General features: G+C 47.4%; 23 protein-coding genes. 2 read left to right on the top strand and 21 right to left on the bottom strand.

Annotated elements, in window-relative coordinates:
• Positions 1 to 67: 67 nt before the first annotated feature.
• The 16 genes from DWZ61_RS16565 to DWZ61_RS16490 form a co-directional block, all read right to left on the bottom strand.
• Positions 68 to 2,446, bottom strand: coding sequence for an FtsX-like permease family protein (locus DWZ61_RS16565; protein ID WP_117447644.1), 2,379 nt, complete (start codon positions 2,444 to 2,446; stop codon positions 68 to 70).
• A gap of 14 nt (positions 2,447 to 2,460) precedes the next feature.
• Positions 2,461 to 3,126 carry an ABC transporter ATP-binding protein gene (locus DWZ61_RS16560; protein ID WP_002586595.1) on the bottom strand — a complete coding sequence of 222 codons (666 nt, stop codon included), beginning with the start codon at positions 3,124 to 3,126 and terminating at the stop codon, positions 2,461 to 2,463.
• 189 nt (positions 3,127 to 3,315) lie between these two features.
• A complete protein-coding gene (locus DWZ61_RS16555) occupies positions 3,316 to 3,735 on the bottom strand; it encodes a nuclear transport factor 2 family protein (protein WP_044946403.1) in 420 nt (139 codons plus the stop codon).
• A 26-nt stretch (positions 3,736 to 3,761) separates the two neighbouring features.
• Positions 3,762 to 4,793: a HAMP domain-containing sensor histidine kinase gene (locus DWZ61_RS16550; RefSeq protein WP_117447643.1), complete on the bottom strand. Its 1,032-nt coding sequence runs from the start codon at positions 4,791 to 4,793 to the stop codon at positions 3,762 to 3,764.
• Positions 4,790 to 5,482 carry a response regulator transcription factor gene (locus tag DWZ61_RS16545; protein WP_117447642.1) on the bottom strand — a complete coding sequence of 231 codons (693 nt, stop codon included), beginning with the start codon at positions 5,480 to 5,482 and terminating at the stop codon, positions 4,790 to 4,792. Before DWZ61_RS16545 ends, DWZ61_RS16550 begins: the two co-directional genes overlap by 4 nt.
• 211 nt (positions 5,483 to 5,693) lie before the next feature.
• Positions 5,694 to 5,831: a helix-turn-helix transcriptional regulator gene (locus DWZ61_RS16540; protein ID WP_347475459.1), complete on the bottom strand. Its 138-nt coding sequence runs from the start codon at positions 5,829 to 5,831 to the stop codon at positions 5,694 to 5,696.
• A gap of 115 nt (positions 5,832 to 5,946) precedes the next feature.
• A complete protein-coding gene (locus DWZ61_RS16535) occupies positions 5,947 to 6,825 on the bottom strand; it encodes an Abi family protein (RefSeq protein WP_022312786.1) in 879 nt (292 codons plus the stop codon).
• Positions 6,826 to 6,942: 117 nt separating this feature from the next.
• Positions 6,943 to 7,098 (bottom strand): L-2-amino-thiazoline-4-carboxylic acid hydrolase, encoded by a 156-nt coding sequence (locus DWZ61_RS16530; protein WP_022312787.1) that lies wholly within the window; start codon positions 7,096 to 7,098, stop codon positions 6,943 to 6,945.
• Complete coding sequence (locus tag DWZ61_RS16525) at positions 7,095 to 8,072, bottom strand: 3'-5' exonuclease (RefSeq protein ID WP_118539747.1); 978 nt, start codon at positions 8,070 to 8,072, stop codon at positions 7,095 to 7,097. The genes DWZ61_RS16530 and DWZ61_RS16525 overlap by 4 nt, the downstream gene beginning before the upstream one ends.
• A gap of 171 nt (positions 8,073 to 8,243) precedes the next feature.
• Positions 8,244 to 9,350 carry an alpha/beta hydrolase family protein gene (locus DWZ61_RS16520; RefSeq protein WP_243026444.1) on the bottom strand — a complete coding sequence of 369 codons (1,107 nt, stop codon included), beginning with the start codon at positions 9,348 to 9,350 and terminating at the stop codon, positions 8,244 to 8,246.
• A gap of 18 nt (positions 9,351 to 9,368) precedes the next feature.
• Positions 9,369 to 10,235 carry an alpha/beta hydrolase gene (locus tag DWZ61_RS16515; RefSeq protein ID WP_243026443.1) on the bottom strand — a complete coding sequence of 289 codons (867 nt, stop codon included), beginning with the start codon at positions 10,233 to 10,235 and terminating at the stop codon, positions 9,369 to 9,371.
• A 258-nt stretch (positions 10,236 to 10,493) separates the two neighbouring features.
• Complete coding sequence (proS, locus tag DWZ61_RS16510) at positions 10,494 to 11,927, bottom strand: proline--tRNA ligase (protein ID WP_118539743.1); 1,434 nt, start codon at positions 11,925 to 11,927, stop codon at positions 10,494 to 10,496.
• 360 nt (positions 11,928 to 12,287) lie between these two features.
• Positions 12,288 to 13,952, bottom strand: coding sequence for a DUF6020 family protein (locus DWZ61_RS16505; RefSeq protein WP_147354731.1), 1,665 nt, complete (start codon positions 13,950 to 13,952; stop codon positions 12,288 to 12,290).
• Positions 13,879 to 14,316 carry a hypothetical protein gene (locus DWZ61_RS16500; RefSeq protein WP_118539739.1) on the bottom strand — a complete coding sequence of 146 codons (438 nt, stop codon included), beginning with the start codon at positions 14,314 to 14,316 and terminating at the stop codon, positions 13,879 to 13,881. Before DWZ61_RS16500 ends, DWZ61_RS16505 begins: the two co-directional genes overlap by 74 nt.
• Complete coding sequence (locus DWZ61_RS16495) at positions 14,297 to 15,085, bottom strand: hypothetical protein (RefSeq protein ID WP_022312459.1); 789 nt, start codon at positions 15,083 to 15,085, stop codon at positions 14,297 to 14,299. The genes DWZ61_RS16500 and DWZ61_RS16495 overlap by 20 nt, the downstream gene beginning before the upstream one ends.
• 18 nt (positions 15,086 to 15,103) lie before the next feature.
• Positions 15,104 to 15,874 carry a hypothetical protein gene (locus DWZ61_RS16490; RefSeq protein ID WP_118539737.1) on the bottom strand — a complete coding sequence of 257 codons (771 nt, stop codon included), beginning with the start codon at positions 15,872 to 15,874 and terminating at the stop codon, positions 15,104 to 15,106.
• A gap of 214 nt (positions 15,875 to 16,088) precedes the next feature.
• Between DWZ61_RS16490 and DWZ61_RS16485 the strand changes: the two genes are divergently transcribed.
• Positions 16,089 to 17,069 carry an AraC family transcriptional regulator gene (locus DWZ61_RS16485; protein ID WP_118504465.1) on the top strand — a complete coding sequence of 327 codons (981 nt, stop codon included), beginning with the start codon at positions 16,089 to 16,091 and terminating at the stop codon, positions 17,067 to 17,069.
• A 55-nt stretch (positions 17,070 to 17,124) separates the two neighbouring features.
• Here DWZ61_RS16485 and rhaD read toward each other — a convergent pair whose 3' ends face one another.
• The 4 genes from rhaD to DWZ61_RS16465 all read right to left on the bottom strand — a co-directional run bounded on the left by rhaD (position 17,125) and on the right by DWZ61_RS16465 (position 21,359).
• Complete coding sequence (gene rhaD / locus DWZ61_RS16480) at positions 17,125 to 17,946, bottom strand: rhamnulose-1-phosphate aldolase (RefSeq protein ID WP_118504499.1); 822 nt, start codon at positions 17,944 to 17,946, stop codon at positions 17,125 to 17,127.
• Between the two features lie 161 nt (positions 17,947 to 18,107).
• Positions 18,108 to 19,535, bottom strand: coding sequence for an arabinose isomerase (locus DWZ61_RS16475; protein ID WP_118504467.1), 1,428 nt, complete (start codon positions 19,533 to 19,535; stop codon positions 18,108 to 18,110).
• A 77-nt stretch (positions 19,536 to 19,612) separates the two neighbouring features.
• Positions 19,613 to 21,022, bottom strand: a complete 1,410-nt coding sequence (gene rhaB / locus DWZ61_RS16470; protein ID WP_118539735.1) for a rhamnulokinase — start codon at positions 21,020 to 21,022, stop codon at positions 19,613 to 19,615.
• Between the two features lie 19 nt (positions 21,023 to 21,041).
• Complete coding sequence (locus DWZ61_RS16465) at positions 21,042 to 21,359, bottom strand: L-rhamnose mutarotase (protein ID WP_117466521.1); 318 nt, start codon at positions 21,357 to 21,359, stop codon at positions 21,042 to 21,044.
• A 397-nt stretch (positions 21,360 to 21,756) separates the two neighbouring features.
• Here DWZ61_RS16465 and DWZ61_RS16460 point away from each other — a divergent pair, with 397 nt between their 5' ends.
• The gene (locus DWZ61_RS16460) at positions 21,757 to 22,674 is read left to right on the top strand and encodes an RluA family pseudouridine synthase (RefSeq protein ID WP_118504471.1); all 918 of its coding nucleotides are present in this window, start codon (positions 21,757 to 21,759) and stop codon (positions 22,672 to 22,674) included.
• A gap of 46 nt (positions 22,675 to 22,720) precedes the next feature.
• Here DWZ61_RS16460 and DWZ61_RS16455 read toward each other — a convergent pair whose 3' ends face one another.
• Positions 22,721 to 23,428 carry an adaptor protein MecA gene (locus DWZ61_RS16455; RefSeq protein WP_117466515.1) on the bottom strand — a complete coding sequence of 236 codons (708 nt, stop codon included), beginning with the start codon at positions 23,426 to 23,428 and terminating at the stop codon, positions 22,721 to 22,723.
• Positions 23,429 to 23,488: the final 60 nt, after the last annotated feature.

The following is a 23,488-nucleotide window of genomic DNA, read 5'->3' as shown; positions in this document are numbered from 1 at the left end:
TCAAAAATTTTTTGAGAAATGGCGAAAAAAGCGGGGCAGCACACGCCGCCCCGCCGATCCCATACGGTTATTCCATCGCCCGCATTTGTTCGATCAGGGATTGCTTTTTCTGTCTGCGGATTGTCCATACAGACAAGATCAGTTCCATTCCGAACAATACCAGAATGAACAGTCCCATTTCCAAAACCGGGAATTTGTAAGGCACTACATTTCCGGCAAAAGCTCCTATACTCATTTTTCTGCAAGCAAAGATGGAAGCCGGAAGCCCAACGATCAGCGTCGCCAATGTTGCAAAGAGCGCATAGCACAGCCCCTCACAGATGTTCATTTCACATAGCTGTTTTTGTGTTAGGCCGATAGAACGCAGAATACTGTTTTCCTGCTTTCGGGCTATCTGGTTAGAGAGTGTCGTATTGATAAGGTTGATAACGCCAAAGAGAAATACCAACCATGAAAGTATCTCCATACTGCCAAACGCAAAAGAATTTGTCATTTCTTCATATTCAATCACTGTATTGATTTCATCTAAGGCAATATTACTATGGCTGGCAACAATATTTTTCAATTCAGCTCCCACATAGTCCGTTTTTTTCGGATCGTTTACAATGCTCCATGAATAGTCGAAAGAAGCGATTTCCGGGTGCAGTTCATGGAACAATGCTTCTGGTGCGAAAAAGAGTACTCCATCGAGGGCCAGTTTTCCATGCCCGGAAGGCGTCTTGTTGGAATCAAACAATCCTGATACAGTGACGGAAACAGGCGGTTGCCCCTCTCCAAAATAAAAGTCAACTGTTGAACCAACACCCATATCCTCATTCTGCTTTAGCACATTATAGTCAATTACAATACTACGGGAATCTTTTGGCATCGTTCCTGCTGTCAGAGCCGCTTCAACTGTTGCATAATTCTGGTCGGTCAGCATATCACACATACCACCGCTTTGGTAAATGTCCGTCTTAAGGGTTGCATAGAGAGATTGTCTGCTTGAAATTATATCTGTAACACCATCAATAGATAAGATTTCCTGTTTTAATTCTTCATTCAACGGATTTCCCGCTGCCATAACCTTTTCTTCTGTCATTTCAGAATCCAAATAAATTTTATAGTCGCCGTCCGGGAAAAACCGTCTTGCAAGCGCCTCTGGAGAACGCAGCAAAACAATGGAGGATACCACAAGCAGAATAATTCCGCCCAAACTCAATGAGGCTACAATAGCAACGGTCTTTTTTCGGTCACGCTTAAAATTCGCAATTCCCATTGAAACAGGATTGAGCTTGATATTCTTTTTTCGGCTTCGGATGTCCTTTTGTGCCGGGGTAAAACGGACGGCTTCAATCGGGGAAATCCCTGCCGCAATTTTTATCGGCTTACGGATGGAAACAGATACCATGATCCAACTGCTTATGAGTGTCAAAATAATCGTTGCCACATAGGAAACAGCATTAAATCCCTTGGGAAACAAAAGAAAACCGCCGCATACACCCAGCACTGTACCAATCAAAATCCCGATACTGCCGAGTTTACGCCCCTCCCGCTTTACAATCCGCTTGATTTGCTTTGGCGTTGCACCAATCGTCCGTAGCTGCCCGTAGCTCTTGATTTTGTCATTGATGGAGATACGGAAGATACTCTGGATCACAATATAGCCGCCGATCAGAACAATGGCAATCACGCCAGCCATCAGTGCAAAATCAAAGGATTTAGAAGCATAGGCAAAATACTTGCTGTTCATTTTGGGCATAGGAAGCTGATATTCCTCCGCAATCTCCCTGCAATAAGAGGTCATCAGTTCTTCGCCCAACTGGTCGCTGTTTTTGAAATGGACATAGGCGCGATAGCCAGTCGGGTCAAACCCTTTCCATCCTGTCAGGGCAGCGTTGGAAAGAATGATAGCGCAGGTATTCGCTTCTTTTTCATTTACGCTGTCCATAATGCCGGTAACGACATAATCACCATGAAAACTCTCTGTATCTAAGGTCACAGTGTCCCCGATCTTGGCATTGTTTCCATAGGTGGAAAGAAAGTATTCGCTTACAACAACTTCATTTGCTTTTTCAGGAACCCGGCCCTCTAACAACTCCATCTGCGCCTTGGTAATCTCCATCATTTGCGCGTCGCAATACACATAAGACGCATGATAGCCCTGTTCTGAAAGCTCCTCACCCAGCATATAGTAGCCGCCTACGCGCTCAAACTCCGGCAGTCCTTTCAGGGTTTCAATGTCGTTTTCCTCTACGCCCAGCCAGACCGCCTCATAAGTATCGACAACCTGATTGCGCTGCATTTGTGTCAGGGAGGTAGACACAATTCCCGTAAAGCAGATCAGAAATGCCGCCAGCGCAACGGCAATCACCACCATCAGATTCCGGCGCTTCTCGCTTTGCAAACTTTTCTTTGCCAGCTTCTTTGTAATGGCGCTGGTATCATTCTCAAAAGGCCATGTCATAGCCTGCCACCTCCTTACTCCACAATCTTGCCGTCCTCAATGCGGACAATCCGATCTGCAAGGCGGGCAATGTCGTCATTGTGCGTAATCATCACAACAGTTTGCCGGAACTCTGCACTGGTGCGCTTGATAAGCCCCAGCACCTCGGCGCTGGTCTTGCTGTCAAGGTTGCCGGTCGGCTCGTCGGCCAGCACAATAGCCGGTTTGGTAATCAAGGCGCGGGCGATAGCCACACGCTGCTGCTGTCCGCCGGAAAGATTGTTCGGCATATTTTTCAGTTTATCTTCCAGCCCCAGCAGATGAACGATCTCGTCCAAAAACTTCTGATCCACCGTGTCCCCGTCCAGCTCCACCGGCAGGACGATGTTCTCATACACATTCAGGATCGGAACAAGGTTATAGTTCTGGAAGATAAAGCCGATGTTGCGGCGGCGAAAGATGGTAAGCTGCTCGTCGTTCTTCTTTGCCAGTTCTTCGCCTCGGACAATCACTGTTCCGCTGGTGGGAGTGTCCAGCCCGCCCATCATGTGAAGCAGGGTGGACTTGCCGCTGCCGGAGGTTCCCACAACGGCCACAAACTCACCGTCATTTACGGAGAAGTTCACGCCGTCAAGGGCGCGGGTGATATTCGGCTTTGTGCCGTAATACTTTTTCAGATCAATCGTCTGCAAAACGCTCATACTCAAAACTCCTTTCAAGGCTTTCTGCCTGTTGATAAGGTCATTGTAAAACCCAAATGTCCGCGAAATGTTACAGCGGCCAAAAAATTTCATTGAAAATCGGGGTGAAATGTTACAGCGCTCGGACATTTCAAAAAAATTTACGGCGGGCAGCCGGAAATGGCCGTCCGCCGTAGCTCATGATCTGTTCTAAAACCAATTCGCCTTTTGATTTCTAAATTGAGGAGTATCGCTTTCTTGATAAGGATTGTAGGTATTACGGTTACACCCAAACTCTTTTAATGATTTTATTTTATTGTCCTCTGTCCATTCAATCAAAGAAATACCGTCAAATTCCTCTATATCCCCATTGTTCATTCCATTTTTGAAATACCACTCTACAATCGTTTGATTTTCTTTATGGAAAAATTGCTTGATTTCCCAAACTACCACCTTTCCACGGGTATTCCACTCCTGAAACCAATGTTTTACTGTTTTACGATTGCTATACTGGGGACACCAACTTTCTGTATAGAGTACATCTTCCGCAAAAATATCATCAATGCCCATATCTTTCTGATAAAGCCACATATCAAACCACAGTCGGATTATTTTTTCTCGTTCATTCATAATAGAAACACCTCGCTTGTTTACTTTCATTTTGTAGGCAGCATAATGGAAAATTCCGAACCCTTGCCCGGCTCCGAAACCACTTTGACATAGCCGCCCTGCCGCATTACAATCTCGCGGGCCAGATACAGGCCAATGCCCACGCCCTGCTGTTCGTGTACTTCTTCCTCACGATAGAAGCGCCGGAAGATGGCAGCCTGATTGCTTTCGGAAATGCCCTTGCCGGTGTCGGTCACTTTGATCTCCACATACATTTCCCACAGCACCACCGACACAGCGATTTTCCCGCCTGCCGGGGTGTACTTCACCGCATTGTCCAGCAGGTTAAAGAGGGCTTCCGATGTCCACTTGCTGTCATGGGAAACGGTCAAATCCTCCGGGCAGTCCACGGACACGGCGATTTCCTTTTTCTCCGCCGCATACACGATCCCACTCATGGCCTGCGCCACAGTATCAAAAAGACGGCCCAGCTTCTTATCCAACTGGATCACGCCTGTTTCCAGTCGGGAGGTTTTCACAAGGGCCTGAAAGAGAAAGTCCAGCTTATCCGTCTGGCTGCGGATTCCCCGGATAAAGTCGGTGCGCTCCGCCTCGGTCATGGGCTTTTCCAGCAGGGTGTCCGTCGCCATTTTCAGATTGCTTACCGGCGTTTTCACCTGATGGGAAATATCCGATACAAGGGTCTGTAACTCCTGCCGTTCCTCGTCCACCCGGCGGCGGTTCTCCTGCATGATCTGGTAAAGCCTTGCCAGCCGGTGTCCGATTCTGGCAAGCTGGGTTTCGCTGTCCTCTGGCCGCTGGGGCGCTTCATTCCCGGCGATCATGTGGTCTAAGGTCTGGCACAGGTCAGCGGTAAACTGCGACAGCCGCTTTCCAAACGCCTGCGTCAGTACAAAAATCCCCACAAGGGCGCACAGCAGCAGCGTCCCGCCTGTCAGCAGCACCGCAATCTGTTTTGTCACAAGAAACAGGGCTATGGTGATCCCGGACATGGAGAGGACAAGCTCCATTGCCACCCGGCCAAACAGCCGCTTTACCGAGAGGTTTTGAAACTTCATTTTGCCTCGCCTCCCGTCCATTGATAGCCCATGCCGTAAACAGTCTTGATGTAGGGTGCGCCGCCGTCAGATTCAATCTTGCTGCGAATCCGGCTGATGGAGGTTGTCAGGGTGTGTTCGTCTACAAACCTCTCGTCTATATCCCACAGCTTTTCCAAAAGCTGCCCACGGGTCAGCACTTGCCGGGGATTTTTGCGGAACAGGTTCAGCATTTTATACTCCATCGGGGATAGGGTCAGGGGCTTGCCGTTTAGGGAAGCCGTCTGCTCCGAGAAGTCCAGAAACAGCCGCCCGTCGTCGTAAATGTCCTTGGCCGGTTTGTGGTGTTCCAGCATAGCGAACATGGCTTTGATTTTTCGCTGCAAGGCCCCGATCACAAAGGGCTTTGTGATGTAGTCCACCGCGCCCACCTCATAGCCCCGTATCTGGTCGCTCTCCTGATCGTTGGCGGTCAGGAATATTACGATGGTGTCCGGGTGCTGGGGCTTTATCAGCTTGCACAGCTCAAAACCGTTCCCATCTGGCAGGTTAATGTCCAACAGCACTAAATCAAATTCCCGCTGGCGGATGGCTTCGGCTGCGGTTCTGGCATTTAGAGTAGAAGTCACGCCGTAGCCGTCTGCGGTCAGGTTATAGGCTAACATCTTATTCAAAAAACTGTCGTCCTCGACAATTAAAATCTGCTTCATATCCTCACTTCCTTTGCTTTTTGCAGATAGTATAACAGGCAAATGTCCGAGAATTGTTACAAGGACAAATATATTTATCATATTACAGCTTTTTTATGTGTACTGCAATTTTATAAAAGAAAGGACAGCAGTATCATCAAATTGCTGTCCTTGCGGTTTATTATAGCTGGTAGTGTATAAGCGTGGGTTCATCATATTTGGTGTGGTATCTTTAACTATGGGAAACTCCCCGCTCCCACTTGGATACGGATTTGTCACTCATACCCAGTTTTTCGGCGAGCTGCTTCTGCGTCATACCTAAGTCTTTTCTTTTGCCTGCAATATATTTTCCTATCTTGACGAGATCCATGTGCTTACCTCCTGTGTCTGAGATCATACTATTCTCTTTTCAGAAATAAGTACACCTCCCGGAAGTAGAATCCCGGTATCTACTGTGTTTTCCATTGTATACTCTTCTATTACACCTATTTCTGTTCCAACAATTTCTTCCAGTCATCCGGAAAACCCATCGTTTTCACATCTACTTTTTCATATTTATCTATTAGCAATTCTATTTGATCTACATAAAGATTCCAATGCTTGTCATTCTTTAAAATCTGTTTCATACACAATAATACACCAAACATTCTATTGTTTCCTATACCGGCTTGTGTATATTCTTTGTAAAGAATAGGCGTCTTTGAAAGTTTTGCATTATACAACCTCCCATAATGCGCACAAACATTGCGAACATAAGAAATGCTCTCCAACCAACTTTCCAGATATGTATATCCAATTCCAAAACTCTTGGCAACTGCCTTTTTGTCAGCATTTTTCATGTTTTTGTAAAATTTTGAAAGAGTGCCAAAACTAAATACCTCCACCAATGCATATATAGGCAAATTTCCACCTGCATAATTAGTTTTGAAATTTCTCACAAACGGCGCCTTTGAGTTTCTCCGAACCTCCTCTTCGATATCAGCCATAAATGCCCGATGATATTCTTCGTCCACAAAATTTTGGGGTTCCATATATCCAAGAACTCCATAAACTTCCGCAAAATAATTTGCAATTCTGCATCTGACATTTACTTCTATTTTTTCTATCTCAGCAAATGTCACTTGTCTGAAATTAGCATTGAACAGATATAACTCTACAATCTGCTCAAATGTTACGCCTTCTTCATATTTCCCATTTTTAGGTTTAAATCCTAAACTATACGCCTTAATTAATCGGAAATAGGATATATCATTTAATATCTTCTTGGCATATTCCTCATTCTCAATAATTAAGCCAAGTGATTTCAAGTTTTCTATTTGTTCGTCTATTGTCATCGGTAATGGATGTTGCTTTAGTTCCCCCATATATTTTCCCCCTTAAAATTAAAAGACCCAACGTGGTCCGCATCGTTGAGAGGCGTGTTGGGTTCTGTTATTTTTAGTATATTCTATATGTTGTAAAAATACAATGATTATTTCAAATTACTTAAACTTTTTCTTATACCCGCAGTCGCAATAAGATCCGCCGGAAGCCAGGGTGTATTCCCTGACAAAATTGGTGACACCGCCCGCCTCGCTCATGGTGTAGTCAAACTGGCACATGGCAGGGATCAGCTCAGTAAGTCCCAGTTCCTTCATAAGGGTACAGATTCCGCCTTGCTGTGCTTGTGTCTCTTGCGCACTTCTCTGGCGTGATCTCTGCGGGCCGCAATAGCTTCTGCCTCTTCCTTAGGAATCAGCTTCGTGGTCTTGACGATATATACGCCGCCATCATATGCCTTGCGTACCCGGATCTTGCCCTTGAGATAGCCGTGCTTCTCGCAATAAGCCACGCAGTAATAATGCCTGCCGTTAGCGCTGAACCATTTGATCTTCTTGCGAAGGTTACGATGGCAGAGATAACATTTGCTGGACACGACTTCCTTATCTGCGAAAGCTTCTGTCTTGTCCTTGAATTCCCTGGAAATATATTTTACATAGGTATCAAACTGCGCTTTCACCTCGTCCCTACGGTCCTTCGGAGGACAGAAGGTATCGTAGGACAGGTTCACCACTACCTCCGGGTGCTCCTCCAGTATCCGGATCAGGATCTTTGCCGTATAGTAGGCATCACTGAATGCCCGGTGGAAGGGAATATCCTTCTCAATATGCAGAAAATCGATGGCATATTCCAGATTTCTGCGGATCTTGCGCTCCTCATAGGCAATGGCGAACAGCTTCTGCACATCCAGAAACGGCAGAGGTCCCGGTGCCAATAGCGGCATCTCATAATATGCCATATTCCGCTGTAACTCCGTCAGATCCAGCGTGCCCCAGGTACAGAACAGATACTCCTCCTGTCCGCACCATCTGACAAAATCTCCTCCGACCTCCGGGAACGGCCTTCCACGCTCCAGCTCCTGCATCTGAATATGGATCAGTTTGCTGGTGATCTTGTGCATCTCATGGTAGACCTGTGGTTTCACCAGTTCATTGAATTCGCTGACCATGACACGTTCTTTATTCAGTTTGATGGCACCGATCTCTATGATTTCAAAAGGTAGCTTCTCCACAGCATCCTCTTTACCGGTGTTACTCTGATTCCATTCCAGATCCAGAACGATATATTCCATACGTTCCTCCATATTTTGATATCGGGGTCAAAAGCCCCCGACTTTGATGCCTGCGGATTGCTCCGTGCTACGCACTCCCACGTCTCCGCTCCGCTTCGGTCCGTGCTAGACATGTGCCACTGGCACATAGCACCCCACCCAATATTCGCATATCGTGGGATTATAAATGTCTTACAGTCTTGGCAGTGCGATATCCAATACCTCTTCATGCCAGCAGTGGTCTCCCTCTCTGACATCGTGGATCGGGTATTCCTCTTTTCCGTACAGGCTGTAAGCCTTCCGCACAATATCCATCTGCTCCGTCACATTCACCAGTCCTCTGGGGCCGTTCAGATGGTCATCCCGGCAGGACTGAACCGCCAGCGGTCTCGGCGCAATGAGCGATGCAATATCTCCCATATCAAAGTGTTCCCACAGATGAGGAACATAATTACAGCTGCAATTACCGTTGAGTAATAACAATGCGTCACGATATCCATAGAGATATCCGCTGATGATACATTTTTTCACACGGTCATCCAAAGCAGAGATCCAAAGCGTCTGCATACCACCGCCGGAAAATCCCACTACTCCTAAATCATCAGTATCCCATTCGCCCCGTTCGTATACATAATCGATCAGCCGGGAAGCGTCCCAGGTGCACATACCTGCCACGGTCTCTCCCAAAGGCTCCGCCATATGTGCCAGATGAAAACAGGTACTGGTCAGGAAGGATTTCTCATCGGTTCCTTTCTGCAATGCCTCATCCCTGCGTTCTCCGAAGCCTCTGCAATCCGGACAGATTGCCACATAACCACGCTTCGCCAGCTGCATACCGTAATCATAATGGTAGAATTCGATCATCCGTTTTACCGCGGGAATATCATTGCATCCTGCCACGCTGAATTTACCTGCGCCCTGATGCCCCGGAAGGGCAAGAAAACATTTCTGCTTCCCTTCGTTCTGCTTCGGCGGGATCAGTATATACATAGGCATATATACTTCCGGCTCTACCTGAAGGATCACTTTTTCCCGACGAATGCCGTTCTCCAGCTCCACGACTTCTTCCACGCGGGGGTCCAGATCACAGGTCTCCATATATTTCCATCCCAGAAGCTCTTTCAAAGTCTCTCTGGAAGTCTCTTTCCAACTTTCCCATTCCTCTCTGGTGGATCCGGTGAAAGCATCCTGTCTTGCATAGTTATCGAATTTCTTCTGCATTCCCTTCAGGCTTCCGTAGAAGTGAGGGATCTGAACGATCGTATCTGCCTGTTCCATGACTGCTCCTTGCGTTTTCATTTTCTCTTATTGCTATTCTTACCATTCTCTGCCCTGTGCGTGCAGTCCGTCTTCCACATCTCCTGCAAAAAGGCTCTCCAGCCAGGTATGCGCCAGTTCAACCCAGGAGGTGCATTCCTCCTGTACGGCTCTGCCATCGTTAGTCTCTGTCAGCTTATTCGCCAGTGCCAGCCCGTGCGCTCCCTTTTCATACATATGGAATTCCGTGGGCACTCCGGCTCTGCGGAGAGCGCTGACGAACAGCAGGGAATTTTCCACCGGTACCGACTGATCCGCAAAGGTATGCCAGATGAAGGTCTTCGGCACTTTATTTGTTACCTGTTTCTCCAGGGACAGCTTCTCTCCCAGCTCCTCCTGTCTGCTGCCTAACAGATTCTCAAAAGATCCTCTGTGGGCAAACTCTCCGGAAGTGATGACCGGATAGCATAACAGCAGTCCGTCCGGACGCAGCAGCTCATGCTCGGATGCCGAAAGTCCCTGGCTCTCTGCCAGAAAATCTTCATCCCAGAACACCCCAAGGCTGGCTGCCAGGTGTCCTCCCGCAGAACAGCCTTCCACTACGATCTTGTGGGGATCGATATGCCACTCTTTTGCGTGCTCCCGCAGGAACTTGATGCTGTAAGCCAGTTCCTTTAAGGAAGTAGGATATTCCGCAGGGGCGCAGGAATAGCGCAGCACTGCCGCATGATATCCCATCGCCAGGAATTTCAGTGCCATGGGCTCCGCCTCTCTGTCGGAGGTTCTTGTATAGCCGCCTCCCGGGCACAACAGGATCAGAGGTCTGTCGTTAATGGCCATTGCCTCCGAATACTCCTGAATATAGGTAACTAAATGTGCTCCCGGCAGGGAACCCTCCTGATGCAGTTCAAATGTATTATAGATCATCTTTTTCCTCATTTCCGAGCATTATCATTGAAAAATAAGGCGCAGACCATGTAGCAATACTACCGGCCTGCGTCTTCATCTGCCTTATTAATATTTTCATAACTATTCAGAACCCCATTCGCAAAACGCTCCTATGGAGCTTCTTTTTTGCTCATGTGGTTGCTTCGCCCTATAAATATCATAAAATATTCTTACGAATGCCAGCATTCGACGAATATTTGACGATATTTACATGGCTCTGAATAGTTACATATTATCTTAGTATGCTCTTCCCCAGTATACCATCTTTTTCGCAGGTTTTCCACAACATACGCAGGTATCTGCGATCTGTTCCTGTTCAAAAGGCATGCAGCGGCTGGTAACAGCAAGCTTTTCCTTGATCTTGTCTTCACATTCCTGGCATCCGCACCACATAGCCTTGACAAATCCGGACTTCTCATTGAAGATCTGCTCGAACTCTTCCATGTTATGTGCCACATAAGTATGGCTGTCGCGGTGTGCTCTTGCTCTCTCCAGCATTTCCTTCTGCATGGTCTCCAGGATCTCGGCTGCCTTGGTCTCCAGATCCTCCAGAGCTACCTCGGTCTTCTCTCTGGTATCACGGCGGCAGATCACACACTTGCCTGCCTCGATATCCTTAGGCCCAATCTCCACACGAATCGGATAACCTCTCATCTCAGCCTCTGCGAACTTGAAGCCGGGGGTCTTATCACTGTCATCTACCTTGACACGGAAATCCTTCGCCAGGCGATCTCTCAGCTCATACGCCTTGTCGAGAACGCCTTCCTTTTTCTGCATAACGGGTACAATGCAGATCTGGATAGGTGCCACACGGGGAGGGATCACCAAACCTTCGTTATCACCGTGTACCATGATCAGTGCTCCGATCAGACGGGTGGTCATGCCCCAGGAGGTCTGATGTACATATTTTAAAGTATTGTCCTTGTCTGCGAACTGGATGCCAAAAGCCTTGGCGAAACCGTCACCGAAGTTATGGCTGGTACCGGACTGCAGTGCCTTGCCGTCATGCATCAGTGCTTCTACCGTATAGGTTGCAATTGCACCTGCGAATTTCTCCTTCTCGGTCTTCTGACCCTTGATTGCGGGGATAGCCAGAACCTCCTCCAGGAACTTCGCATATACATTCAGCATCTGCAGAGTTCTCTCCTGAGATTCTTCTGCGGTAGCATGTGCGGTATGTCCTTCCTGCCACAGGAACTCTCTGGAACGCAGGAAAGGTCTGGTCTCCTTCTCCCAACGTACCACGGAACACCACTGGTTGTATACCTTAGGCAGATCTCTGTAGGAATGGATGTCATTCTTATAGAAATCACAAAACAGCGTCTCGGAAGTAGGTCTGACGCAAAGTCTCTCGGGAAGCTCGTTCAATCCTCCCTGAGTAACCCATGCTACTTCGGGTGCGAAACCTTCTACATGATCCTTCTCCTTGTCTAACAGGGACTCAGGAATGAACATGGGAAGATATACATTCTGTACTCCGACTGCTTTGAAACGTGCATCCAGCTCCTTCTGGATCAGTTCCCAGATCGCATAGCCTGCGGGCTTAATTACCATACATCCTTTTACGCTGGTGTAATCACACAGCTCTGCTTTCTTCACTACATCGGTATACCACTGGGCGAAATCTTCTTCCATGGAAGTGATCGCTTCTACCATTTTCTTGTCTGCCATTTTCTCTCTCCTTTTCTTTTTCTGAAAATAAACTGCTCATACGATCTACGGAAACGAAAAACGCCGGGTCATCGCTCCCGAAAAAGGGACCGATCACTCGGCGGTACCACCCTGATTGATACAAATATGTATCCTGCTCTGTCACCGTTAACGCCGGTTCTACGCTGTGCTTCGCCGCTTCCAGGTACATTGCGTCTCGCACAGGACTCCAAGGGAGGTTTCCGATCCTCTGTCATAAGGGGTTCCCAGCCGCACGCCACCGTGTCCTTCCCCTCTCTCTGGGATACTTTCCGATCGTACTGATCCTTTTCATCGTCATTGTCGTATGCAAGTAATTGTAGTGCATGCTTCCGTGATTTGTCAAGGTCTATCTGCTAATAAGAAGATACCTGCCGGAGCTGCATAAAATAAAAGCAGATAATAACGCACCAGGGATATGGGACCCAGAAAGACCGTAAGGCACAGTGCCAGAACCAGCAGCCAACTGTTCCATATCTCTGCCCTCCGCCGCCGGATGCCATAGAAAAACAGGATCACTGCCAGCCAGAAATAGGTGCCGATTGCAAACAACGCACGGATCACCGGAATTTTCTGGTAATAATATTCCAGCGATATCTTACGATAAAATTCTGTCAGCCGGGAACTGATCGTCTTCATTTCCAGTACATTTCTTCCCTCGAAATCAAAGTAATAAATATCACCGTCCGGATCATCCACAACCGATGTCCCCGGATACCAGGCCTGATACGTATTATCCAGAAAGGCTCTCAGATAACATCCCGGATACTTCCATCCTTTTCGGAACCATAGTCTCAGATACTCCAACTTATTTTGAAGAAGTTCTTCATTATTCACATAATTTTTGATCCGGTCTGCCAGAAACGGATTATATTGTGACCACTGTTCTCTGTCCATGATCTGATCCAGCAGCTGCAATTCCTCACTGTCAAACGCCGCTTCTCCCTTATCTGTATATACCCTTGCAATCTGTTGGAGCGGTACACACAGAGCCTCTACCGCGGAACCTTTTTCCGCATGGAGCAGAGTTTCCATTCCCACAGACAATAGCATGGTCAGCAGAATCGTTCCCGCAAACAGTGAAATGATCTTTCTTTTCTGCTTTTTACAGAAAACCGCGCACAACACCAGATAAAGAAAAAACGCATAAATTACATTTTTCCGATACAGCGCTCCCACGATCAGGCTGCACGATAATGCTGCGATTTTCTCTTTCTTCCGAAAAAATCCCTCCGTATTCTCATACAATTCATACAACAGGTGAAATGCAATAAAAAGTGCCAGAGAGCATACCACATCCTTGGTCGTACTGACGGAAAACAAGGCAATCGTCGGCAGAAAAGCATAAAAACAAAATCCGACTCCCAACAGCCATTTTCTATTCAATCGCCGATACCAGAAATCCAGACTATAGGAAAAGGTCGCCGCACAAAGTATCATCTGGAAGCAGGAGTGCAGAAATACTGCCTTCTCCATCGTCCCGAAGATCCGGTATCCTATCGTGATAACGCCTCCCATGACCAACGTGCTGAGTAACGAATGGTGTGTATTATACGGTACCTCAGGATACATCACCTGAGGCACCTGCCCGTAAATATCATAATTATAAAATCCGGGATCATGGGAAAGAAGCACCGGCAACCAGGCTATCAACAATCCTGCAAAAATCAAAAATATTCTCTTTCCGATACCTTTCCCGATACCATCCTCCTGAACTGCCTTATCTCTCCCTGCATGTACAAACAGCCATCGCAGCATCTGTTCAAAAAGTAATGTCTCTGCTATCCACCATAAAATCCAGCCTGCTATAGGAACCTGTTCCAGCCAAGACTGCATCGTTCTATGTACGGAAGTATGGTATTCTATACTGATCCGGCATCCCACTGTCTGACAGGTTGCCAGTAATATCGCAGGTATTCCTACAGCAAATCTGTCAGTCCAGTCCAAGTCTTTCCCGGATGCTGTCCGCTGCAATATTCCAGTCACCCATTTCTTCATATGCGGCATCCATCTTCTCCTTTTCTCTGGCAGCTCGCTCCGTATCTCCGGTCTGAAGAAATGCCTTATACATGGACGCCGCCTCAAAATATCTCGCCACACCATAGCATTCCTTTTTTGTTCCGGACAGCAAGCCGCCGTACGCCATGTCCTCGTGATAATTTACTAACAGGTAGGCATAATTTTCACTCTGCACATTATTCTCCATCCAGTTGGTCTTCGCAGGACGGGAAAAGGCGTAGTTTAATTCCCGGAACATATGAATGGTTCCCCAAAACAATAGCAGGCACAGGGCTATGATCACCAGATTCATCACAAGCAGCGCGCCTCTCTGCTTCTGTGCCTGTTTCAGCTTACTCTTCAGATTTACCATAACCCATCACCTCGCCTTTTTCTTCCAGGAATAAGATTTTTTGTGCATTTGACATCGTACCGAAATTCTCTGCCTCTTCCGGGGTCATGCCAAAATAGGTCTGCAGCAGTGCCTTCTCATTCTCTTCCATCCGGAGAATGGCTTCCTTCTGCTCCTCCGGCAGTTCTCGATATTGTTTTGCCCTATAATCATTATCCACAGGATGCAGAATCCTTTCCAGCTGCTCGTAATAATCCGAAATATTTTCATACAGACCGGGAAGTATGGATACATTGCCAGAGTTGATCGTAACTGCCTTCATCAGACTTTCATAAAAGTAACGATACGCTCCGCTGGCTTCCATGAGCAGCTGATATTTTTCATAATTATTATTACTGCTATAAGGCCGGATGTAATGCCTGTCGCAAAAAGCTGATAAACCTATGTAATCCTCATCTTCCAGATATTGTTCCATCTGTTTCATATAGCTGCTCTGCCGGATCCCTGCATCAAACTGCAGCAAGCCTCTGTGGATGCTCCAGCTACGTGCAGATACTACAAACACCACCACACACAGGATCACCAGCACTGTGATGATTATCATATGTGACATGATCTCCGTATTTTTCTCCGCCACTTCATAGACATCACTTTTGGTATCCTCAAAATTGCTCTTATAATGCTCCATGTCCTTGACATGCTGTGCGGCTTCTTCATTTGGTCTTCCGCAATGCGGACAATATGCCTGCTCCAATGTCAGATTGCCCCCGCAATATTTACATTTCATCATTGCTTTTATGATCCTTTCCTATTCGTTATGCTTCTTAATGTATTCCTCGCAATCCTCATATCTGGGATAACCGTAATTATTTCGCAGACTATCCTCGAATTTTTTCTCTTCTTCTGCGGTAAACGTATAACGGTCTGCCAGACTGTTCAGGGTTGCTTCCACATAAGGACGGATATACTCCCTGTCTTTCTCCGTCAGAATGACCTCGCTGTAGTCCAGTCCCCGCATCATCCAATAATCATCTAAAAGCTGTGTCTCCTGATAGTCGCGAAGTGTCTCTCCACTCTGTTCCATCGCCAGATATTCTCTCGCATCCCGGCAGCTCATGAGCCAGCGGAAAATACCACTGTGTTCCCATCGGTCTATGGTTCTGTTCTCTTCGACAGCCTGCTCATAAAAATCCATCAGTGCTTCCAGATCCTTCTCCTGATAGAGACGGTCCAGTATCGGAAAGTTCTCTTTTTCCCACAGATAATCCGCTCTGGCATCCCTGGGTTCTATATACCGCACCCGGAACACAATTACCGCAAGTATCGCTGCCAATGCCGCCAATAAGATCAGAAGCTTAATCACAAATTTCTGTTTCTTTTTCAGTTTTTTCTTCAGTTCCTTCTCCGGTACCTGCTCCAACTGCTGCATATCCTGCCGCATGCTTTCCAGCTTCCCCAGATATTCCGCTTCGGCGCCCTTGTAATTCAGGCTTCCGCAATAGGGACACTTCGGAAGGGTATCCTCAAATTCTGCCCCACAGGAACTGCAGATGATCTTTTTAACTGTGGTATCTGCCATACAAATCCTCATATCTTTCCACAACCTGCACACTTTGGACTGCCGGCGCAAAGCTGCTTATTGTTCATAATCATTATTAATATACAACACAAAAATGACACGTGCAATGCAGAATCACTTTTTGCACACATCTTGAGGTTTTTGTCTCTTTCCTGTAAAATAAACTCAGTCGAAAAACCTGCCCGCAGTTCAAAATTGCGGGTTGCTGAAAGGAATGACGATCGATATGTATGAGAACGGTTTTCTGGATCCGGCCTATATCACACCGGAGGAACAACAGATTTTAGACGGTAATATTGCCGTTCAGAAGAATCTCTACACCAGCAAACAGGATTTTGTAGTAGAGAGTGATAAATTTTTGGAACACTCCGAAGATGATATTACTCTGCGTCGCCACACCCGCTTTGTGGATTTTCCAAAGCATAAACATGATTACGTGGAGATCTTTTATTGTCTCTCCGGTTCTGTCACACATGTCATAAATGAAGAAGAGATCTGTCTCCGCCCCGGGGAACTTCTATTTATGAACCAACATATCGAACATGCGGTAATAGCCTGCGGCCAGGAAGATCTGGGCATTAACATCATCATCCGCCCCGCCTATTTCCAGAATATCCTGACTTTGATCAACAAGGATAATATTCTGGCGGATTTTATCATCAATGCGCTGGAAGGTGACAGTTGTGTCGGTCAGTATCTGTACTTTACCGTCTCCGATAATCCCTGCATCCAGAACCTCATCCACAATGCGGTCTTCCTTCTGTTACAGCAGCCTCAGAACTGGCATAAGCTCTCGGAACACACCTTTGCCCTGCTGTTCATGCATATCTTAAGCAATGCGGAAAATATTTTATTAGACCAGAAAGATGAGCAGAGCAATGTCCTGATGGTGGTGGTACGCAGATACCTGGCGGAGCATTATGATACCGGAACTCTTCACGAACTGGCTGCACAGATCGGGTACACCCCCTCTTCCCTGAGCCGTATGATCAAAAAATATTCCGGCACTACCTTTAAGGAAATACAAACACGGCAGCGTATGCGAGTCGCTATGAATCAGCTGTCCCACACCGCGCTGCCGGTGTCTGAGATTGCCCTGTCTGTAGGCTATGAGAATCAGAACTTCTTCTACAAACAGTTCAAAAAAATGTATGATATGACACCTAACGAGGCGCGTTTAAAATCGCGCCGATAACGTCAGGCATTCAAGATATAACGGTTCGAGGCTCCTTCGTGTGTCCCTCGGATCGTTATTTTTCATATAAGAATTCTTCCGGAAGGGTCACACCGAAGTCCTTTGCCAGATGGCGAAAATCATCGGGGGTAATGGTCTGTCTCTTATTCGGCTGCATGGACAACATCTTCACCAGGATCTCAGCGGACTTCTCTACGGTATGCATCAGTCCGAAGGTCAGGTCGAAATCCTTGCCTGCGGCAAAGGTTCCATGATGTGCCCAGATGGCCAGATCGTATTTCTTCATCAGTTCGGAGGTAGCTACTGCGATCTCTCTGCCGCCCGGTACCATCCAGGGCACTACGCCCACACCATCCGGGAATACTACGGGGCACTCGGTTGCCATCTCCCACAGTTCTCTGGTGAATACCTTATCCTCCAGAGGAAGCACGAAGGTCAGCGCAATGATATTGGTGGTATGTGCATGATATACCACACGGTAGTCGGGATCCTGCAGCTTCTTCACTTCCAGATTCATCAGGTGGCTGGGGAGCTCGGAGGTAGGTCTGCCCCCGTTTACCAGCCCCCATACGATACGGTAATTCTCACCCTTGTCGTCAAGTTCGATCATGCAGATAGAATCTTCCGGCTTAATGCTGACATTACGAAAATATTTGCCACTGCCGGTCACCAGGAAATACTCTCCTGCCAGTGCGGGAACTGTGGTGCCGATGGGCTGGAACTCCTTCGGCTCAAAGTTCTCCTTTACCTGTTCTACCTCTTCCGGCTTCACACGGTAAGACAGGTTGCCGCCGTTACGTTCATGCCAGCCTTGCTGCCAGCCGTCATCTGCCATTCTGATAAATCCCTGTACAAATTCTGCATCTAAAAATTTCATGATAATACCTAGCCTTTCCATTGCCTGTGAACTCCGCCCACAGGCATATTGTTTTTAAATCATAAACATTCGTAACTATTGCGAATTTCATTCGCAAAATTGCTCTTTCAGAGCTTGCTTTTTGCTCCTGTGGTTACTGCGCCATATTTACACAAGTGCCCTTACCGTGTGATCACATCTACCGGTACGTTCAGTATTTTAGCAACCTTTAAAATGGTGTCAATATGTCTGCCGGCAGCTGCTGCCATATGATGGGTAGGGCCTGCCTCGCTCCAACGGTTCACGAACTCTCTGCAGGGGATTGAGAATTTGGTACGCATATTGGTGTCACCGAAAGTGAAGATCGGGCCGGGCTGATTCTCGCCTTCTGCCACAACGAACTTGAAGTTGCCGTCCTTATCCTGCGTGATAGCCAGATAGGTCACAGGGCCTACGGGAGGATAGAACTGAGTCAGATATCCGCCGCCTACCTTGCCGTGGAATACCTTAACGATCTTCATGGTGGGCTTATGTGCCAGAGAGATATCCGCATCGCCGGATCCGGAATGACCGATGATGCAGATATCCTCGTTGAAATCAATGGAGTACATCTCGGACAACTGTCCCATACCGGAGATCGTCTTCAGAATGGACATTGCCATGGCAACTTTCATATCACCTTCTACGGCACATGCGGTACCTTGCTTGATCAGCATGGAAAATGCAGGGATCAGCATGGAATCCAGTTTACCGGCTACTCCCTGTGCCTTACCGGCATAATGGGAGGCGATCATGCTTAAGTCTTCATCCTTCGCCCACTGCTCGAAAGCAAGCACATGCTTTGCCATATCCAGAATATCTTCGTCATCTGCGGTAGCGCCACCCTCTACTTCGAAGGTATCGATGATGTCCTGTGCCTTCGCTTTAATAGCTTCGGTATCGGTAATATCGTCTGCAATAGCCCACATATCTTCCCAGTCAAACTGCTTGGTATACAGGCCCATTCTGTTGTAAAGGTTGGTCTCATCGATATAGAGATCCATCATTCCGGGATAAGGGCGGCCGATCTGGGCAATATTGGTCTGACGGAAACGTCTGCGGACCTGAGCTGCCTTACACCAATCTTCGATCTGAGCTGCCACCTCGGGGTCGCCGCCTTCTACCACGCCGGTGATTACAGCATGTCTCTTGCCTGCACGCTCCAGGTCTGCCACAGCCTCACCTACGGCACCACAGGCATACAGGTCACCCAACCAGATGGGAATATCGGTATTGGCATAGTCCGGTGCCAGCTTCTTCTGCACATTGATACATACTACAGGCACGTCCAGATCGCGGATTGCGGGAAGTACGTTATAGGAAGTTGCATAGGTCAGCAACTGCAGGAATACCAGATCTACGTCTGCAGCACGGAATTTATCACCTGCTGCCATAGCCTGTTCCTTGGTGGTCACCATGCCACCATCAACGATATCTACAGTATCGGGAATCGTCTTCTTGAAATCCTCATACTGTGCCTCGAAATTAGGTACCAGCTGGGGGAACTGGGGCAGATATGCTCCCAGAGCGATGGAAAATACACCGATCTTTGCCTTTGTGTTTACTAACATTTCTGAATCTCCTCCTTTTTCTCCGCCTTCCCAATCAATATGGGAAGCAAATAATTCTCGTTTGCAAGAATATATTTTCAATCTGCCGGAACATACGTCTTAATCTCAAAAGAATCTCTCACACACTGTCTGGCACCTTTTAAGTCTGCCAGATCTCCCGCATGGATCATCTGTGCCAGCAGATTCCCGATGGCCGTTGCTTCTCCGGGACCTGCATATACGGTTTTCCCTGTGGCATCCGCCGTCAGCTGGTTCAGATAAGCCGCATTGGAGCCTCCACCGATGATATGGATGCTGTCATAGATCCTGCCTGCAATGGTTTCCAACTCCTTTACGGTCTCTCCGTAAGACTGCGCCAGACTGCGATATACCACTGCTGCCAGCTCTCCTACGGTCTCCGGAACCGGCTGACCGGTTTTTTGGCAATACTGTTTAATTGCTTCTATCATACTGTCCGGGGATAAAAAGCTTTGATCATTCACATCCACTCTTGATGAAAAATCCCTGCTTTCCTCCGCCATATCACACAGCTGTGCAAAAGAGTAGGCATCCTGATATTCGTGTCTCACCGACTGGATCATCCACAGTCCCATAATATTTTTCAGGAAACGGAACCGGTGATCGTAACCGCCCTCGTTGGTAAAGTTGGCCGCTGCGGCATCCTCTGTAATGACCGGTTTCAGGGATTCGATTCCCATGAGAGACCAGGTTCCCGAGCTGATATAAATGCCGTCTCCTTCTGTCTGAGGAACTGCCATTACGGCCGATGCGGTGTCATGGCTTCCGCACAGTACCACTTCCAGATCGAATCCTACTTCCTTCTGAATCTCCGGAAGCAGCTGGCCCACTTTCGTTCCGGGCATCTGCAGCGGCAGGAAAATATCCTCCGGGTAACCCAGCTTGCGGATCAGCTCCTTATCCCACTGATAAGTATGCGGATCTACCAGCTGTGTCGTTGAGCCGTTGGTATACTCCGACAGCTTATTGCCTGTCAGGCGGAATCCAAAATAATCCGGCAGCATCAGAAGTGTCTTCGCCTGTTTCATAATCTCCGGGGTCTTCTTTTCCACTGCCATAAGCTGATAAATCGTATTAAAAATCTGCTTCTGAATACCGGTTCTGGCATACAGTTCCGTCTCCGGCAGTATTTTCGCCACTTCCGCATCCATTCCGTCAGTACGGTGATCTCGGTAGCCGTAAGTATCTCCCAGAATCTGATCTTTTTCATCCAGCAATACATAATCCACAGCCCAGGTGTCGATTGCCATGCTGACCGGAAGCTTGCCCAGTTCTTTGCATTTTTTCATTCCGTTCAGAATCTCACCGAACAGCCGCTCCACATTCCACAGAAGCTTGCCGTCCTTATGATCCATTCCGTTTTCGAAACGGTAGATTTCTTCTAATTCGATTTTGCCGTTCTCCAAATGTCCCAGAATATGTCGTCCGCTGGAAGCACCGATATCCACGGCCAGGTAATATTTCTCCATAAGATATCCACAGCCTCCTTTATCTGAAACTGAATACCTGTGTAAGAAGCGGCTGTGCTCCTGTAACAGGATCCTTCTCCATGATTAGAATATCTTTCATATATTCATCCCATTTTTTCACTACATCGCTCTCTGCCTGCACTTTTGCCGCATAGTCGACGCCCTTTTCACATTCGTAATAACCGAACAGTTCCTCGCCCTGCATCCAGATAGAGTAATTTACAATTCCGGCATTTGCCAGAACTTCCTTCATCTCCGGCCAGATGTTGTCATGTCTCTTCTTATATTCCTCCTGCATTCCCGGTACAATTTTTCCGCGCCATGCGTATTTTTCCATACAAACCACCATACCTTTCTCACTCATTATTTTCGTTGCAAATCTGCTCTGTTACCCAATCTCTGTCGCAATATTCCTCTGCTTCGGGCATCAGCTTTTTCATAATCTGTGCTTGCAGAAGCACAAACTTGTGCTTTTAACGATATTATAGAAAACATAATCTGCTTCTGAAATGACATTATTTGCTCCCTGGACTGTCCGATTTTGCCCGATCCTGAGAATAGCTGTTTATTACAACGTGGGAATTGTGTTATGATACAATAAGTTCACCCGTATAAAGCAGCCGCCGTGGATAAATTGTACCGCAAATTTGATCACGATAGCCGCCCAAGCAAAGAGAGTATGAAAAATACCATCGTTATGTATCATAAATAATAATTTAGAAAGCACAATTTTTATGGAACGTACATTAACCTATACAACAGATCATTTCATATCACCCCTGCCGGTCAACCATTTTCTGAAGCAGAAAGGGTTTTCTTCCCAGAATCTGGTGCAGTTAAAAAAAGACCCCACCGCCGTGCAGGCAAACGGGATTCCCTGCTTCATGAATCATATATTGCAGCCGGGAGATACCTTGACGCTGCATATCCACGAGGAACACTCCTCGGAAAAAATCCCACCGGTGGAGCTGCCGCTGGATATCATCTACGAGGACGAGGATCTCATGGTGATCAATAAGCCGGCAGGCATGCCGATCCACCCTTCCATGAACAATTATTACAATTCCCTGGCAAACGGCCTTGCCTATTATTTTGCACAGCAGAACTGTCCCTTTGTGTTCCGTTGTATTAATCGTCTGGACCGGGATACCTCCGGACTTACGATTATAGCCAAGCATTATGTCAGTGCCGGAATGTTGTCCACCATGATCGCCAACAAGACCAGTTCCAGTATCACAAGGGAATACCTTGCCATTGTAAAAGGCTCTGTGCTGCCTTCTGAGGGTACGATCACCGCTCCTTTGGGACGTAAAGAAGGTTCTATCATTGAACGCTGTGTGGATTTTGAAAAAGGGGAATCCGCTGTTACCCATTACCGGGTTTTGGACGAAAAAAATGGACACAGCCTGGTCTCTCTCATCTTAGAGACCGGCCGCACCCATCAGATACGGATTCATATGAAATACCTGGGCTATCCCCTGATCGGAGATTATTTGTACAACCCGGATATGGAGCAGATACAGCGACAGGCGCTGCATGCCTGGAAGCTGTCCTTTGTCCATCCCATCACCGGCGAGAAAATGCAGTTCACAGCACCTCTGCCGGAGGATATGGCGAAGGTAGCGGGAGATACCCCATGGAACATATCCTGAATCTGCTTAATCTACAAGCAGTCATGCAGATTCCTATGGTGCAGTATTATGCACGCAGTTTCTTCAGTGCTTTCTCCCGGATCAGGCATTCACCGTGTTCTTCCAGATATCTTATCTTCTGCTCGTCTGCGGCATACAACGCTGCGAATTCCATAGCCTGGATGCAGGCTCTACTGTAGCGCTCGTAGGACGCACCGCCCTTCTGCACATAGACATAGCAGGTGCCGTCTTCCATCCGGTACAACGTGCTGTTGATCCGCAGGTTCGCCGGTAATACGGCGGCATATTCGATCACTCTGCCGATATTGCGGAAGGCAAAAATTGCAAACTGGGGCTTTGCCGCTTCCTCTGCTTTTCCCTTTGCTTTCTTATTTTTCCCGGCATTGTTCTCCGTTTCTTCCTTCGCCTGTTTTCCCAGCGTAGCGCCGATCTCTGCCTTCTTCTCCTCGAAGACCCGTTTCATTTCCTGCAAAGCCTGCAACAGCTGTGCACCGTTTTTATTCTCCAACGGTTCTTTCTCGGAAAATACCAGTACCAGTCCCTCATCCGGCAGCATCATGATCTGCAGGTCAAATGCGTACTTCGGCGGCTTGTAGCCTACCTCTTCCTCTGCCTGCTCAATAATCTCCTGTACCACCTCTTTGGCCTTATCACTGCGGGTCACAAAATCTTTATAATCAATCTCGTACTCTTCCAATTCTTCATTGGACAGGAAGCACTTTACTGTCTTGTCATCAATTCGTTCTATTTTCATAGCTATCACGTATAATCCAATTATCCTCTTTTGAGGGTAATGGATTATTCTCCTTTCTCC

Origin of the sequence: Clostridium sp. AF34-10BH (assembly GCF_003478095.1) — a bacterium.
GTDB lineage: Bacteria > Bacillota > Clostridia > Lachnospirales > Lachnospiraceae > Acetatifactor > Acetatifactor acetigignens.
The sequence above is the reverse complement of the archived record's forward strand: the minus strand, read 5'-3'. Positions and strand labels throughout refer to the sequence as shown.

Excerpts from the sequence above, each read along its gene's own strand:
- DWZ61_RS16485 (WP_118504465.1), top strand. The coding sequence starts at position 16,089 with ATGACGATCGATATGTATGAGAACGGTTTTCTGGATCCGGCCTATATC.
- DWZ61_RS16525 (WP_118539747.1), bottom strand. The coding sequence starts at position 8,072 with ATGGAATATATCGTTCTGGATCTGGAATGGAATCAGAGTAACACCGGT.
- DWZ61_RS16495 (WP_022312459.1), bottom strand. The coding sequence starts at position 15,085 with ATGATGAAATGTAAATATTGCGGGGGCAATCTGACATTGGAGCAGGCA.
- DWZ61_RS16515 (WP_243026443.1), bottom strand. The coding sequence starts at position 10,235 with ATGATCTATAATACATTTGAACTGCATCAGGAGGGTTCCCTGCCGGGA.
- DWZ61_RS16475 (WP_118504467.1), bottom strand. The coding sequence starts at position 19,535 with ATGTTAGTAAACACAAAGGCAAAGATCGGTGTATTTTCCATCGCTCTG.
- DWZ61_RS16555 (WP_044946403.1), bottom strand. The coding sequence starts at position 3,735 with ATGAATGAACGAGAAAAAATAATCCGACTGTGGTTTGATATGTGGCTT.
- DWZ61_RS16540 (WP_347475459.1), bottom strand. The coding sequence starts at position 5,831 with ATGGATCTCGTCAAGATAGGAAAATATATTGCAGGCAAAAGAAAAGAC.
- DWZ61_RS16520 (WP_243026444.1), bottom strand. The coding sequence starts at position 9,350 with ATGAAAACGCAAGGAGCAGTCATGGAACAGGCAGATACGATCGTTCAG.
- rhaD (WP_118504499.1), bottom strand. The coding sequence starts at position 17,946 with ATGAAATTTTTAGATGCAGAATTTGTACAGGGATTTATCAGAATGGCA.
- DWZ61_RS16560 (WP_002586595.1), bottom strand. The coding sequence starts at position 3,126 with ATGAGCGTTTTGCAGACGATTGATCTGAAAAAGTATTACGGCACAAAG.
- DWZ61_RS16535 (WP_022312786.1), bottom strand. The coding sequence starts at position 6,825 with ATGGGGGAACTAAAGCAACATCCATTACCGATGACAATAGACGAACAA.
- proS (WP_118539743.1), bottom strand. The coding sequence starts at position 11,927 with ATGGCAGACAAGAAAATGGTAGAAGCGATCACTTCCATGGAAGAAGAT.
- DWZ61_RS16545 (WP_117447642.1), bottom strand. The coding sequence starts at position 5,482 with ATGAAGCAGATTTTAATTGTCGAGGACGACAGTTTTTTGAATAAGATG.
- DWZ61_RS16465 (WP_117466521.1), bottom strand. The coding sequence starts at position 21,359 with ATGGAAAAATACGCATGGCGCGGAAAAATTGTACCGGGAATGCAGGAG.
- DWZ61_RS16490 (WP_118539737.1), bottom strand. The coding sequence starts at position 15,874 with ATGGCAGATACCACAGTTAAAAAGATCATCTGCAGTTCCTGTGGGGCA.
- rhaB (WP_118539735.1), bottom strand. The coding sequence starts at position 21,022 with ATGGAGAAATATTACCTGGCCGTGGATATCGGTGCTTCCAGCGGACGA.
- DWZ61_RS16460 (WP_118504471.1), top strand. The coding sequence starts at position 21,757 with ATGGAACGTACATTAACCTATACAACAGATCATTTCATATCACCCCTG.
- DWZ61_RS16565 (WP_117447644.1), bottom strand. The coding sequence starts at position 2,446 with ATGACATGGCCTTTTGAGAATGATACCAGCGCCATTACAAAGAAGCTG.
- DWZ61_RS16455 (WP_117466515.1), bottom strand. The coding sequence starts at position 23,428 with ATGAAAATAGAACGAATTGATGACAAGACAGTAAAGTGCTTCCTGTCC.
- DWZ61_RS16530 (WP_022312787.1), bottom strand. The coding sequence starts at position 7,098 with ATGAAGGAACTGGGACTTACTGAGCTGATCCCTGCCATGTGCCAGTTT.
- DWZ61_RS16500 (WP_118539739.1), bottom strand. The coding sequence starts at position 14,316 with ATGGTAAATCTGAAGAGTAAGCTGAAACAGGCACAGAAGCAGAGAGGC.
- DWZ61_RS16550 (WP_117447643.1), bottom strand. The coding sequence starts at position 4,793 with ATGAAGTTTCAAAACCTCTCGGTAAAGCGGCTGTTTGGCCGGGTGGCA.
- DWZ61_RS16505 (WP_147354731.1), bottom strand. The coding sequence starts at position 13,952 with ATGCCGCATATGAAGAAATGGGTGACTGGAATATTGCAGCGGACAGCA.